Raw genomic sequence first — 13,324 nt, forward strand, 5'->3', positions numbered from 1 at the left:
CTTAATTTAGGACGTGAGTTAAACCTCAAGACAATCGCTCGTCAAGGGATCCGGCACCGGCAACCGATCCGGCGGAGCGGCAAAACGCGGCAAACTGGGAGGCCAGGTGGCGGAGTTGGGCGGCCGTACAGTGCGTGACCTGCGACGGGAGAGCCGGAGCGCCGTTCTGCAACGGTTGTATGTCGATGGGCCGATGAGCCGGCAGGCGCTGGGCCCGGCGACGGGTCTGAGTTCGGGCTCCGTCAGCAATGTGGTGGCCGGGCTGCTGGCCGACGGCCTGCTGGAGGAGGCGGGCACCGTCGGTGCCGACGCGGGCCGGCCGAGCCGGCTGGTGCGCATACGGCCGGGCAGCGGACACCTGATCGGCGTCGACGTCGGCGAGACCCGGGTCAGGGTGGAGCTGTTCGACCTGGCCTTCACCGAACTCGCCCGCAGCGAGCACCCGTTGGGGCCACGCGGCTACGACGTCGACGCCGTCGTCGGTCATGTGGTGGACGGCGTGGGCACGGTACTGCGGGCGACGGGCCCCTCCCCGGGCGAACTCCTCGGCATCGGTGTCGGCGTCCCCGGCATCATCGAGGACTCCGGCCCGGGGGGTGCCGTCGTGCACGGCCAGACGATCGGCTGGGACGCCGTGCCCCTGGAACGGCTGCTGCGCCTGACCGGCCGGCTTCCCGCGCACGTACCGCTCTTCATCGACAACGGCGCCAAGGCCCTGGGACAGGCGGAGATGTGGTTCGGCGGTGGCCGCGGGGCACGCAGCGCCGTGGTCGTGCTGTTCGGTTCGGGCGTCGGCGCCTGCGTGGTCGCCGAGGAGGCGGCGCGGGGCCGGGCCGTGGAGTGGGGCCACCTGACGGTGCGGGTGGCCGGGCGCCGGTGCCGGTGCGGGGCGCACGGCTGCCTCGAGGCGTACGCGGGTGCCGAGGCACTGGTGGCGCGCTGGCGGGAGGCGGGCGGGCGGCCCACCGCGGGGGCGGACGAGGAGCAGGCGCTGGGCGAGCTGCTGACCGCGGCCCGCCCCGCGGAGGGCCGGGCACCGGACGCGGTGGCCGCGGCGGTGCTCGAGGAGACAGCCGCGTACCTCGGCGCGGGACTGTCCGACCTGATCAACCTCTTCCAGCCGGAGCGGGTCCTGGTCGGCGGCTGGGCGGGCCTCCGGCTCGGGTCGGGCTTCCTGGAGCGGGTGCGCGCACACGCCCTGGCCCAGGCGCTGCGCTACCCGGCGGGCCGGGTGAGCGTCGAACTGGGCCGGCTCGGCCCGGACGCGGTGACCGTGGGAGCGGCGGTCCTCCCCCTGGCCGCGTTCTTCGCAGCCGGCGGCCACCGCCCCCGCCCGGCAACCCCACCGGCCCCCTCACCGGCCTGGCGGACGGCGCTGGAAGGGCGGTTGATGTGAGGGGCGGTTGGTGTAAAAGGCGTTGATGTCAGGGGCGGTTGGTGTGAGAGGCCGGGGGTGGGCGGGGCGGCGCGGGGCGAGCGTGGGCGGTACGCGGTGGGGCGCGATCCGAGGCGTGAACCGTGTGGGAGGTGATGTGGGGGCCCGGAGGGTCGGCAAGGCCGGGGTGGCGGGGCGCGCGGTGCGAGCGTGGGCGGTACGCGGGGTGGGGCGCGATCCGAGGCGTGGGCCATGTGGGGGGATGTGCGGGCCGGGGCGGGCGAGGCTGGGGGCGTGACCCCGGCCGCCTGCACCACCGCAGTCGCGACGGCGGTGCAGGCGGCCGGCGGGACTACCGGACCGCTGCCGGCTGTGGCGCCGGTGCGTAGCCCGCGGGCCGGGTGGTGAAGGTGCCCCGGCCCTGCGTGCGGCTGCGCAACCGCGTGGCGTAACCGAACAGTTCGGCCAGCGGCACGGTCGCGGTCAGGACGGCCGCGCCGCCCCTGCTCTCCGAGCCGCCGACCCGGCCCCGGCGGGCGGCCAGGTCCCCGAGGACCCCGCCGACCGCGTCCTCCGGCACGGTCACCGTCACCTCGGCGACCGGTTCCAGCAACACCGTCGTACAGGCCCGCAGGGCGTCGCGGAGGCCGAGCCGGCCGGCGGTGCGGAAGGCCGTGTCGGAGGAGTCCTTCACATGCGTGGAGCCGTCGGTGAGCGTGACACGCAGCCCGGTCACCGGGTGCCCGGCGAGCGGTCCCTCGGCGAGGGCGTCCCGGCAGCCGGCCTCCACCGCGCGCACGTACTCCTGCGGCACCCGCCCGCCGACCACGGCGGAGCGGAACTCGAAGCCGGTGACGCCGGCTTCGGGCCCGAGCGGTTCCACGTCGAGCACGACATGGGCGAACTGCCCCGCCCCGCCATCCTGTTTGACGTGCCGGAACACGAACCCGCTCACTCCGCCGACGACCGTCTCCCGGTAGGCGACCCTGGGGCGGCCCACGGTGACCTCCGGGCCGCCGTCGCGGCGGATCTTCTCCACCGCGACCTCCAGGTGGAGTTCGCCCATCCCGGACAGCACGGTCTGCCCGGTCTCGGCGTCGGTACGCACCACCAGCGAGGGGTCTTCCTCGGCGAGCCGGGCGAGCGCCGTCGCAAGCCGTCCGGTGTCCGTGCTCCGCCGTGCCTCGACCGCCACGGACACCACGGGGTCGGCGGCCACGGGCGGCTCCAGCAGCAGCGGGGCACCGGCGTCGCACAGCGTGGCGCCGACCCGGGCCGACTTCACCCCCGCGAGCGCGACGATGTCGCCCGCCACGGCCCGGTCCAGCTGGACGTGCCGGTCCGCCATGACCCGCAGGATCCGCGCCACCCGCTCGCCGCGCCCGTTGCCCGGGTCCCACACGGTGTCCCCTTTCTCGATCGTGCCCGAGTAGACGCGCGCATAGGCGAGCCGCCCGGTGCCGGTCGCGGTCACCTTGAACACCAGCCCCGCGAAGGGCACTTCCGGATCGGCGGCCCGGCGCTGCTCGGCGCCCTCGTGGACCCCGCGCACGGCGGGTACGTCCAGCGGAGACGGCAGGTAGGCCAGCACCGCGTCCAGCAGCGGTTCGATGCCGCGGTTGCGGTAGGCGGAGCCGCACAGCACGACGACGCCGTCCCCATTGAGCGTGAGGTCGCGCAGTGCCCGGGTGAGGGTCGCGGCCGAGAGCGTCTCGTGGTCGCAGAACTCCTCCAGGGCGGCCGGATGCCGCTCGGCGACCGCCTCCTCCAGCGCGCGCCGCCGTCGTACCGCCTCCTCCCGCAACTCCTCGGGCACCGCCTCTTCCACGGCCGCGCTCAGCCCGTCCCGCCACACCAGGGACCGCATCCGCACCAGGTCCACCACGCCGGTGAAGCCGTCCTCGGCGCCGATCGGCAGCTGGACGACCAGGGGCGCGGGGTGCAGCCGTTCCCGGATGGAGTCGACGGCACGGTCGAGGTCGGCCCCGGCGCGGTCCAGCTTGTTGACGAACGCGATCCTCGGCACGCCGTGGCGGTCGGCCTGCCGCCACACCGACTCGCTCTGCGGCTCGACCCCGGCTACGGCGTCGAACACGGCGACCGCCCCGTCGAGGACGCGCAGCGACCGCTCGACCTCGTCGGCGAAGTCGACGTGGCCGGGTGTGTCGATGAGGTTGATGCGGTGGCCGTCCCAGGTGCAGGTCACCGCGGCGGCGAAGATGGTGATGCCGCGGTCGCGTTCCTGCGGGTCGAAGTCGGTGACGGTCGTGCCGTCGTGCACCTCGCCCCGCTTGTGGGTGGTGCCCGTCGCGAAGAGGATCCGCTCGGTGACGGTGGTCTTGCCCGCGTCGACGTGGGCGAGGATGCCGAGGTTGCGTACGGCGGCGAGGTGGTCGGTGTGGTTGCGCACGGCCCGGTGCCTTTCGGGGAAACGGTGCTGAAAAGGGCAGCGCGATTTCCCGTGCGCCGTTCGGAGCGGACGGTACGGCGCCGGCCGGGCGGGATGCCGGGCAGGGCGCCGGGGTGTCAGCGGGGCGTCACGGGTTCCGGTGCCGGCCGCGCAGCGGGCACCGGCCGGACGAGGACACGAGGATCACCTCGTACCGGGAACGGGGAGCCATGACAGCGGTGCGCTCGTACACGGCCTGGCCCCCCTCGCTCGTCGTTCCGGTCCCGACCGGCGGCCCCGCTGCGGGGCGGCGCCGGTTGCGTGGTGAGTCTAGGCAGGGCGGTCGGGCGGGGGCATGCGATTTTCCGCGGCGGTCATCCGTAACGGGCGGCGAGTGTCCGTACCGTTCCTGCGATGCGGGTGCGGAGTTCGGGCGGTGCCAGGACCTCGACGTCGCCGCCCAGCCGGAGGAACTCGCCGTGGGCGTGGTCGATCGACTCGATGGGCACCCGGATCGTCGAACTCCGGCAGTACACCCTGCGGCCGGGGGCCCGGGAGACGCTGGTCGAGCTGTTCGAGCGGGAGTTCGTGACCGGGCAGCAGGCGGCCGGCATCACGGTCGGCGGCCGGTTCCGGGACCTGGACGACCCGGACCGCTTCGTCTGGCTGCGCGCCTTTCCCGACATGGCGCACCGCCGGCGGGCGCTGGAGGCGTTTTACACCGGCCCGGTCTGGCGGAGGCACCGCGACGCGGCCAACGCCACCATGGTCGACAGCGACGACGTCCTGCTGCTGCGGGGTCCTGGCTTCGCACCGCAGCCGGGCACCCGCGAGGTGGTCACGACGATCTGCCATCCGTCCGACGCGGCCGCCTTCGCGGCGTACGCCGCCCGGCATCTGGGCCCGGGCCATGCGCTGCACCGCACCGAGCACGCCGAGAACGACTTCCCCCGCCTGCCCGTCCGCACCGGTGAGGACGTCCGGGTCTGGTTCGGACCGTCCGAGCCACCGCCCTGGCCGGCCCAGCGGCTGCGGCTGGAGTCCGTGACGCCTTGACCGGGGACGACTGGGCCGAAACCGCACTCGCCCAGAGTCGGCCTCGGCCGAAACCGCACTCGCCCAGAGTCGGCCTCGGCCGAAGCCGGACTCGCCCGGAGCAGCACTCGGCCGAGCTTGCCCTTCCCGTCGAGCGCACTCCAACTCCTAGACTGACGCCGCCACTTCAACCCCTCCACCTGTGACGGAGCACCGGTATGCGCTATCGCGTCCTCGGCAAGACCGGCATCGAGGTCAGCACCCACTGCCTGGGCACGATGATGTTCGGATCCTCCGGCAACCCCGACCACGAGGACGGCGCGCGCATCATCCACGCCGCGCTCGACGCCGGCATCAACTTCGTGGACACCGCCGACATGTACTCGGCCGGCGAATGCGAGGAGATCGTCGGCAAGGCACTCAAGGGCAGGCGGGACGACGTCGTGCTCGCCACGAAGGTGCACTTTCCGCTGGGTGGCGGACGCAACCGCAGCGGCAACTCGCGCCGTTGGATCCTGCGGGCCGTCGAGGACAGTCTGCGGCGCCTGGACACGGACTGGATCGATCTCTACCAGGTGCACCGGCCCGACCACACCACCGACATCGAGGAGACGCTGTCGGTCCTCGGCGATCTGGTGCGGGCGGGCAAGATCCGGGCGTTCGGCTGCTCCACGTTCCCGGCCGAGGATCTCGTGGAGGCCCACCACGTGGCGGAGCGGCGCGGACTGATGCGAATGCGTACGGAGCAGCCGCCGTACTCGATCCTCGCCCGCGGTGTCGAACGGTCCGTCCTGCCCACCGCGCAGCGCCTCGGCATGGGAGTGCTGACCTGGTCGCCGCTCGCCTCGGGTTTCCTGTCCGGCGCCTACCGCCAGGGGCGGCCCGTCGACCTCACCGGCGGCCGCGCCAAGCGCACCCCGCACCGCTTCGACCCCGCCCTCCCGGGCAACGCCGCGAAGTTCGCCGCGGTCGAGCAGCTCATCGCTCTGGCCGAGGAGACGGGCCGCACCCTGCCGGAACTGGCCGTCGCCTTTCCGCTGGTCCATCCGGCGGTCACGTCCGTGATCATCGGTCCGCGCACCATGGAGCAGCTCAATTCGCTGCTCGGGGGAGCCGACCTGCTGCTCGAGGACGCGGTGCTCGACCGCATCGACGAGATCGTGGCTCCCGGCACCGACCTCTATCAGGCCGACGGCGTCTGGCAGCCGACGTCTCTGACCGAGCCCGCCCACCGCCGCCGCCCGTCCGGCGAGCGGGCCGTCGCGGACTGAGCCCGCCGACGGCCGGGCCGGGAGCGGGCGACAACGACGAAATGCCGGCGAGTCTCATGACTCGACCGGCATTCCAGAGGCACACGAACGCATTCGCAAACGTTCCTGCTGGTGTCCGAGGGGGGACTTGAACCCCCACGCCCGATAAAGGGCACTAGCACCTCAAGCTAGCGCGTCTGCCATTCCGCCACCCGGACTAGGTGTCTGTCGCCTTGCGCGGGGTGTTCCCCGCGGCGACATGCACAACAATACCAAGGTTTCGGAGCGCGTTTCACCTGCGTATCCGTCGGCCGGGCGGCGGCCTGGGGGCGCGTCGGGCAGCCGATTGGCGACCGTATGCAGTCTGCAAGATTCTGCCTACGGTGCGTAGAAGATCACGCAAAGGCGCGAGACGGCCTCCGGCGCGACGGCGAGGCACCGCTGCCAGGCGCCGGCGTACGCCGTGCCGGGCTCGAGGAGTCCGGCGGCCGGCGGCATGACGGCAGCGGATGCGGATGCGGATGCGGATGCGGATGCGGCACGACGGCAGCGGATGCGGCGGCGGCTGTGGCACGGCGGGCAGCGGATGCGGATGCGGGGCCGCCGAACGGCAATCGGCCGCCTGACCGCGCGCCCCGACTCCCCGCGGTCTCCCCGCCGTCCCCCTCTACGATCTGGTCACGGATCACCGGAGGGGGAACATCGCATGCACAAGGACGCCGAGCCCGCCCAGAGACCGGCCCGTACGGGCAGCCGTGACGAGGAGCCCGCGGGCCGGAGCGAGGAACCCGGGCGCCGGGCCGAGGAACCGGCGGGCCGGAGCGAGGAGCCGGGGCGCCGGGTCACCACCCTGGAACTCTTCTTCGACCTGGTCTTCGTCTTCACGCTGACCCAGCTCACCGTCCTGCTGGCGCACGACCTGTCGTTCGCCACGGCCGGGCGGGTGGCGCTGATCCTCGTCGTCCTGTTCTGGATGTACGGCGCGTACGCCTACCTCACCAACCAGGTGCCGCCCGACCGCCCGTCCCGGCGGCTGCTCCTGATGCTCGGCATGGGGGCCTTCCTGGTGTGCGCGCTCGCGATACCCCGCGTCTTCGAGGACACCGGGGTGGTCTTCGGTCTGGGGCTCCTGCTCGTGGTGATCGTGCACACCGTGCTGTACACACGCAGCCACGGCTGGGACTCCGTCTGGTACGGCGTCCCGAACGCGTCGGCCGCCCTGGCCGTGACGGCCGCGGGCGCCACCGGCGGCCTCGCGGCGGACGGACTGTGGCTGCTCGCGATCGCCCTGCAGTTCGTCACCCCCTTCGTCGCCGAGCACGGTCCCGGCCGCAGGGACGGGCGCAGCGCGGCCACGCTCCGGGTGCAGCTGGGCGCCCTGGACCCGGCGCACTTCGTGGAGCGGCACGGGCTGCTGCTGATCATCGCGTTCGGCGAGTCGGTGATCTCCATCGGTGTCGGCATCGGTGATCTGCCGCTCACGGCGGGGCTGTTCAGCGGGGCGTTCCTCGCGCTGGCACTGGCGGTCGCGCTGTGGTGGACGTACTTCGTGCGGGACGAGGAGGCCGCCGAGTCCGTGTTCCGCGCGACCGCGGCACCGCAGCGCTGGCGGCTGGCGATGAACGCCTACTACTACGCCTTCCTGCCGATGCTGCTGGGCATCGTCTATCTGGCCGCCGGGGTGAAGAAGACCCTGGGGCACCTCGGCGACCACCCGCACCGGGGCCCGGCGCTGGCGCTGGCGGGCGGTGTGGCCCTGTTCCTGGCGGGTGACGCGGTGTTCCGGCGGACCCTCGGCCTGCGCCCGGTCCGCTTCCGCGCCGCCGCGGCTCCGGTGGCCCTGCTGACCGCCCTGCCGGGCACCCTGCTGCCCGCGTACGCCGAACTGCTGGCCCTGGTGGCGCTGCTGACGGTCATGCTGGCGGTGGAGGCGCGGTGGTGCACGACGCCGTCCCCGGCCCGGGAGCGGGCCGGCGGCTAGCCGGGGGTGTTCAGACGCTCAGGCCTCGGGGCGGTCGTGGTACGACCGCCGGGTGTGCTCGGTGTGTTCGCGCATCAGACGCATGGCACGCTGCTCGTCCCGGTCGGCGAGCGCGGTGATCAGCTCGCGGTGCTCGGTCCATGACTGACGGCCGCGCTGCCGGGCCACCGGCGTGTAGTACCAGCGGACCCGCCGCTCCACCTGGGCGGCGAGTTCGGCGAGGACCGTGTTGCCGGCCAGTTCCATCACCTTGGCGTGGAAGGCCGCGTTGAGGGCGACCGCGGCGTCCACGTCCTCGGCGGCCACCGCCTTCTCGCCCTCGGCGCACAGCTCCTCGAGGGCGGCGATGCCGGGGCTGCCCGCGTGGGCGGCGGCCAGCCGGGCCGCCTCCGCCTCCAGCAGCGTGCGGACGGTGAGCAGCTGGTCGGCCTCCTCCTCGGCGGGCTCGTGCACGAACGCGCCCTGGGCGGGGCGCAGATCGACCCAGCCCTCGGTGTTGAGCCGCTGCAGTGCCTCGCGCACGGGCTGCCGGGAGACGCCGAGGTGCCCCGCGAGTTCGCTCTCCACGAGGTGCTGGCCCGGCTGGAGGGCGCGGGTGGTGATGAGTTCCAGCAGCGCCTCGTACACGCGCTCGCGCAGCGGGCCGGGCCGTTCGAGCCTGGGCACCGCCCCCTGCGGCAGTCCGGTCGACCACATCGCGGTCCTTCCTGGGCATTCGGAACGCGTAGGCGCTGGACGCTCAGCATCTGCTCGTGTCCACAGTCTACGGTGCGCAGGATCCACGGACCGGGCGCACGGGGAGCCGGCGCCAGACCCGCGATGGCGCGGTCGAGCCCCTGCGACGTCTCAGGCCCACGATGGCGACGGTCGAACCCCGGCGACGCCTCAGGCCCACGATGGCGACGGTCTAGCCCCGGCGACGCCTCAGGCCCACCATGGCGACGCCTCAGGCCCACCATGGCGACGGTCGAACCCCGGCGACGCCTCACGGGCAGCGCACGACCTGCCCGGCGTACGACAGGTTGCCGCCGAAGCCGAACAGCAGCACGGGGTCGCCGGCGCGCAGCGCTCCTCGTTCGACCAGCTTGGAGAAGGCGAGCGGGATGCTGGCGGCCGAGGTGTTGCCGGACTCGATGACGTCGCGGGCGACGACCGCGTTGACGGCGCCGAGCTTCTCGGCCAGCGGTTCGATGATGCGCAGGTTGGCCTGGTGGAGGACGACCCCGGCCAGTTCCTCGGGTGCCACCTGGGCCTTCTCGCAGGCGCGGCGGGCGATGGCGGGCAGCTGGGTGGTGGCCCACCGGTAGACGCTCTGTCCCTCCTGGGCGAACCGCGGCGGCGTGCCCTCGATCCGTACGGCGTGCCCCATCTCCGGCACCGACCCCCACAGCACCGGGCCGATCCCGGGCTCCTCCCCCGGCGGGCAGGCCTCGACCACGGCGGCGCCGGCGCCGTCGCCGACGAGGACACAGGTGGTGCGGTCGGTCCAGTCGGTGACGTCGGACATCTTGTCGGCGCCGACGACCAGGGCGCGGGTGGCCGCCCCGGCGCGGACGGTGTGGTCGGCGGTGGCCAGCGCGTGGGTGAAGCCGGCGCACACCACGTTCACGTCCATGGCCGCGGGCTGCGGCACGCCGAGCCGGGCCGCGACCCGTGCGGCGGTGTTCGGGGAGCGGTCGATGGCGGTGGAGGTGGCGACCAGGACCAGGTCGATGTCGTGGGGGGCCAGGCCCGCCGCGGCCAGGGCCTTGGCGGCGGCGTGCGCGGCCAGCTCGTCGACGGGTTCGTCGGGGCCGGCGATGTGCCGGGTGTGGATGCCCACCCGGCTGCGGATCCACTCGTCGCTGGTGTCCACCATGCCGGCCAGGGCTTCGTTGGTGAGCACCTTGGCGGGCTGGTAGTGACCGATGGCGGCGATGCGCGAGCCGTTCATGCCGGGGATCCCCCTCGTTGCCGTGGTAGCGGGATCCCTCAGTCTGATCAGTGACTCGCGGGTACGACGGCAGGTGAAGCCACAGGAATCGGGCGCCGGGATTGTCGGCTCCCCATCAGAGCGCCGGTCGCGACACGCGTCCCACCGGGCTCATCGGGCTGACCGGGCTCACCGGGCTCACGGCCGTACCTCGTACGGTGCTCCGCCCGCGCTGCGGCTTCGGCAGACCGGGACGAGCACGGTGCGCGCGTACCGCGGAGTGGGCTGCACCCTCGCCCTGCACGTGCAGGACAATGAGATCGTCGAGGTCACCTCTCCGCACGACAATGCGGTGACCCACGGCAACCTCCGCACCAAGGGCCGTTTCGGCTACCAGCACGTACAGAACCGGGGCTGATCAGAACATGGGACGAGTCACGGAACGCCGCAAGGTCCTGCGCATCCGGGACGGGGAGGTCTCCACCCGGCCGGACACGCTCGTCGCCGAGGAGCCCCTGGAGATCCGGCTGAACGGCAAGCCGCTCGCGATCACCATGCGCACCCCCGGGGACGACTTCGCGCTGGCGGCGGGGTTCCTGGTGAGCGAGGGCGTCCTGGCGACGGCGGCCGAGCTGCAGAACATCGTGTACTGCGCGGGGGCCACGGCGGACGGTCACAACACCTACAACGTGGTCGACGTGAAGACCGCGCCGGACGTCGCGCTGCCCGACTTCACCCTGGAACGGAACGTCTACACCTCGTCCTCGTGCGGGCTGTGCGGCAAGGCCAGCCTGGACGCCGTCCGCACGACCGCGCGCTGGCCCATCGCGGACACTCCCCCGCTGCGGATCACCCCCGGTCTGCTGGCGAGTCTCCCCGACCGGCTGCGTGCGGCCCAGCGCGTCTTCGACCGGACCGGCGGCCTGCACGCGGCGGCCCTGTTCAGCGAGGGGGGCGAGCTGCTGGACACCCGGGAGGACGTGGGCCGGCACAACGCCGTCGACAAGCTGGTCGGGCGGGCGCTGCAGAACGGGGACCTGCCGCTGTCCCGGACGATCCTCATGGTCTCCGGCCGGGCCTCGTTCGAGCTGGCGCAGAAGGCGGTCATGGCGGGCATCCCGGTCCTGGCCGCGGTGTCGGCGCCGTCGTCGCTGGCGGTGGACCTGGCCGCCGAGACCGGGCTGACCCTGGTGGGCTTCCTGCGGGGCAGTTCCATGAACGTGTACGCGGGTGAGCACCGGATAGCCCTGCGGGAGGCGGCCGCCCAGGACTGACCGGCTCCCCGCGGCAGCGGCGGCGGGGCGCCGGTGCGGGTGTCAGCCCGTGCCGAAGCGCAGCCGGGAGGCGGTGACGACGGTGCCCAGCCGGGGGAAGTCGAGCCGTACCGTCGCCTCGTGCTCGGCGGCGGTGAACGCGGCCATGGTGTCCTCGGCGAAGACCAGGTCGTAGCCGAGGTCGGCGGCGGCGCGGGCGGTGGACTCCACCCCGAGGTTGGTGGCGATGCCTCCGAACACCAGGGTGGTGACGCCTCGTTCGCGCAGCCGCTCGTCGAGGCCTGTGCCCTGGAAGGCGCCGATGGTCCGCTTGACCACCTCAAGATCGCCGTCCCGGAGCAGGCCGGGCACCAGCCCGCTGCCGGGCGGCTGTTCGGCGACGGCGGGGCGCTCGACCCGCACCAGGACGACGAGGGCGCCGGCGCTGCGGAAGGCGCGCGCCAGCTCGTCGGCCGTCGCGAGCACTTCGGTGCCTTTGCGGGGTTCCAGGGGCAGCGCGACGATGCGTTCCATCAGGTCGACGAGGATCAGGGCGGTGCGCTGCGGATCGAGCACGGGAGCTGCGGTCATGACGGAACGTTAGCCGCCGTCAGCCGTCCGTGCCGGAGATCCGGATCAACAGGCCCATGAACTGATCGCGTTCGGCGGCCGAAAGGGGGGCGAGGAGTTCGTCGTTGGCGGCGCGGGCGGCCTTCTCGCAGCGTGCCAGGAGCCGGGCGCCGTCGCCGGTCAGGGTGACGGCGTTCTTGCGCCGGTCGCGGGGGTCCGGGGCGCGGTCGACGAAGCCGCCCGACTGCAGGTCGTTCAGGACGCCGACCAGGTCCTTGGGGTCGAGGTGCACGCTGCGGCCGAGGTCGGCCTGGGCGACGGGCGCGAGGTCGTGCACCGCGGACAGGACGACGTGGTGCCACATCTTGAGGCCCTCCGCGGCGAGGGCGTCGGCGACCAGGGTGCGGCCCCGCGCGGCGGCCCGGCCGAGGAGCCAGCTGGGCAGGGAACGGATCGCGGGCAGGGGTGCTTCGGCCATACCGGCAGCCTAACCGAAGAATCATTGGACTTCCCAACGAAAGTTGCCTACCGTTGGGCTTCCCCACGAATTCGTGGGTCCTCCCAACGATTCTTTCCGCCGGGCGTGCCCGGCCCTGGAGGTGTCCGATGCGTCGTGTCCGGTACGAGTCCGCCGGTGGCCCGCTGTTCCTGGAGGAGGCGCCGGTCCCCGAGCCCGGCGCCGGCGAACTGCTGGTGCGCTGTGAGGCGGTCGGCGTCACCCTGCCCGTCGTCCGTAAGGTCGCCGAGGCCGCCGAGCCGATCGCCCTGGGCGGGGAGATCGCCGGCGAGGTGGTGGCGGTCGGCGAGGGCGTGACCCACTTCCGGACCGGTGACCGCGTCACCGGGCTCTGCTTCGGCCACGGCTACGCCGACTTCGCCCTGCTGCACGAGGGCATGGCCTCGCCGGTGCCCGACGAGGCCACCGCCGTCGACGCGGTCGCACTGGTGTGCGCCGGGCTGGTGGCACTTGGCGCGCTGGCGGCGGCACGGCCCGAACCGGGCGAGTCGGTGCTGGTCACGGCCGCGGCGAGCGCGGCCGGGCATCTCGCGGTGCAGCTGGCACGGGCGCGGGGCGCGGGCCGGGTGGTGGGCGCGGTGTCCGACCCGGCCAAGGCGGACTTCGTCCGCTCACTGGGAGCGGACGACTGCGTGCACTACGGCGACGACAGCTGGGGGGAACCGGTCGACTGCGTGCTGGACGCGGTCGGCGGCGACCTGCTCACGCCCGCCCTGGCCGCCCTCGCCCCCTACGGCCGCCTGGTCGCCTACAGTTCGGGCGGTGGCACGGTCCGGGCGTACGACCTGCTGGTGGGGGCGAAGTCGGTGATCGGCTTCCAGATGAGGCTGATCGCCACCGGCCGGCCGGAGCTGTACGAGCGGTGGCGGCAGGAGCTGTGGCGGCGGTTCGCCGACGGCAGCGTACGGCCCGCCGTGCACGGCGAGTTCGCGCTGGAGGACGCGGCGGAGGCGCACGCGGCGATCGAGCGGCGGGCCAACCTCGGCAAGGTCGTCCTGCGCCCCTGAATCCGCACCTTCCCCTCCGGGCCGGGCGGGCTTCA

Annotated in this window: 12 protein-coding genes, 1 tRNA gene and 1 pseudogene; 7 read left to right on the top strand and 7 right to left on the bottom strand. The window is 73.4% G+C overall.

Going from position 1 to position 13,324, the window contains the following annotated elements; all coding sequences use genetic code 11:
* Nucleotides 1-106: 106 nt before the first annotated feature.
* The gene (locus JK359_RS17910) at nucleotides 107-1,396 is read left to right on the top strand and encodes an ROK family protein (RefSeq protein ID WP_201836732.1); all 1,290 of its coding nucleotides are present in this window, start codon (nucleotides 107-109) and stop codon (nucleotides 1,394-1,396) included.
* Nucleotides 1,397-1,727: 331 nt separating this feature from the next.
* Here the strand turns inward: JK359_RS17910 and fusA are convergent, their stop codons facing one another.
* A complete protein-coding gene (gene fusA, locus JK359_RS17915; RefSeq protein ID WP_201836733.1) occupies nucleotides 1,728-3,785 on the bottom strand; it encodes an elongation factor G in 2,058 nt (685 codons plus the stop codon).
* Between the two features lie 353 nt (nucleotides 3,786-4,138).
* Nucleotides 4,139-4,273, bottom strand: a complete 135-nt coding sequence (locus JK359_RS39165) for a WCX domain-containing protein (protein ID WP_504739955.1) — start codon at nucleotides 4,271-4,273, stop codon at nucleotides 4,139-4,141.
* Here JK359_RS39165 and JK359_RS17925 point away from each other — a divergent pair.
* Together JK359_RS17925 and JK359_RS17930 are read left to right on the top strand one after the other, a co-directional pair.
* Nucleotides 4,266-4,820, top strand: coding sequence for an NIPSNAP family protein (locus JK359_RS17925; RefSeq protein WP_236678050.1), 555 nt, complete (start codon nucleotides 4,266-4,268; stop codon nucleotides 4,818-4,820). The two genes, JK359_RS39165 and JK359_RS17925, sit on opposite strands and share 8 nt — an antisense overlap.
* Before the next feature lie 197 nt (nucleotides 4,821-5,017).
* Nucleotides 5,018-6,070, top strand: a complete 1,053-nt coding sequence (locus JK359_RS17930) for an aldo/keto reductase (protein WP_201836737.1) — start codon at nucleotides 5,018-5,020, stop codon at nucleotides 6,068-6,070.
* A gap of 109 nt (nucleotides 6,071-6,179) precedes the next feature.
* Here the strand turns inward: JK359_RS17930 and JK359_RS17935 are convergent.
* Nucleotides 6,180-6,267 (bottom strand) — tRNA-Leu (locus JK359_RS17935).
* A gap of 488 nt (nucleotides 6,268-6,755) precedes the next feature.
* On the opposite strand from JK359_RS17935, the gene JK359_RS17940 reads away from it, so the two are divergent.
* Nucleotides 6,756-8,030, top strand: coding sequence for a low temperature requirement protein A (locus tag JK359_RS17940; protein ID WP_201836739.1), 1,275 nt, complete (start codon nucleotides 6,756-6,758; stop codon nucleotides 8,028-8,030).
* Between the two features lie 18 nt (nucleotides 8,031-8,048).
* Here JK359_RS17940 and JK359_RS17945 read toward each other — a convergent pair whose 3' ends face one another.
* Both JK359_RS17945 and JK359_RS17950 read right to left on the bottom strand, forming a co-directional pair.
* Complete coding sequence (locus JK359_RS17945; protein WP_201836741.1) at nucleotides 8,049-8,726, bottom strand: GntR family transcriptional regulator; 678 nt, start codon at nucleotides 8,724-8,726, stop codon at nucleotides 8,049-8,051.
* A gap of 289 nt (nucleotides 8,727-9,015) precedes the next feature.
* Entirely contained in the window at nucleotides 9,016-9,963 is a 948-nt protein-coding gene (locus JK359_RS17950; protein WP_201836742.1) for a beta-ketoacyl-ACP synthase III, read from the bottom strand.
* A gap of 223 nt (nucleotides 9,964-10,186) precedes the next feature.
* Between JK359_RS17950 and JK359_RS17955 the strand changes: the two are divergent.
* Nucleotides 10,187-10,360: pseudogene (locus tag JK359_RS17955) on the top strand (2Fe-2S iron-sulfur cluster-binding protein); the annotation flags it as partial.
* A gap of 7 nt (nucleotides 10,361-10,367) precedes the next feature.
* Nucleotides 10,368-11,216, top strand: a complete 849-nt coding sequence (gene fdhD / locus JK359_RS17960; RefSeq protein ID WP_201836744.1) for a formate dehydrogenase accessory sulfurtransferase FdhD — start codon at nucleotides 10,368-10,370, stop codon at nucleotides 11,214-11,216.
* 42 nt (nucleotides 11,217-11,258) lie between these two features.
* Here the strand turns inward: fdhD and JK359_RS17965 are convergent, their stop codons facing one another.
* Nucleotides 11,259-11,786, bottom strand: a complete 528-nt coding sequence (locus JK359_RS17965; protein ID WP_201836746.1) for an isochorismatase family protein — start codon at nucleotides 11,784-11,786, stop codon at nucleotides 11,259-11,261.
* Nucleotides 11,787-11,805: 19 nt separating this feature from the next.
* On the bottom strand, nucleotides 11,806-12,243 hold the full coding sequence (locus JK359_RS17970; protein WP_201836748.1) for a MarR family winged helix-turn-helix transcriptional regulator: 438 nt from the start codon (nucleotides 12,241-12,243) through the stop codon (nucleotides 11,806-11,808).
* Between the two features lie 128 nt (nucleotides 12,244-12,371).
* Between JK359_RS17970 and JK359_RS17975 the strand changes: the two genes are divergently transcribed.
* The gene (locus JK359_RS17975) at nucleotides 12,372-13,289 is read left to right on the top strand and encodes a quinone oxidoreductase family protein (protein ID WP_201836750.1); all 918 of its coding nucleotides are present in this window, start codon (nucleotides 12,372-12,374) and stop codon (nucleotides 13,287-13,289) included.
* The last annotated feature ends 35 nt before the right edge of the window (nucleotides 13,290-13,324 follow it).

The organism is Streptomyces actinomycinicus (assembly GCF_016741775.1).
Classification (GTDB): domain Bacteria; phylum Actinomycetota; class Actinomycetes; order Streptomycetales; family Streptomycetaceae; genus Streptomyces; species Streptomyces actinomycinicus.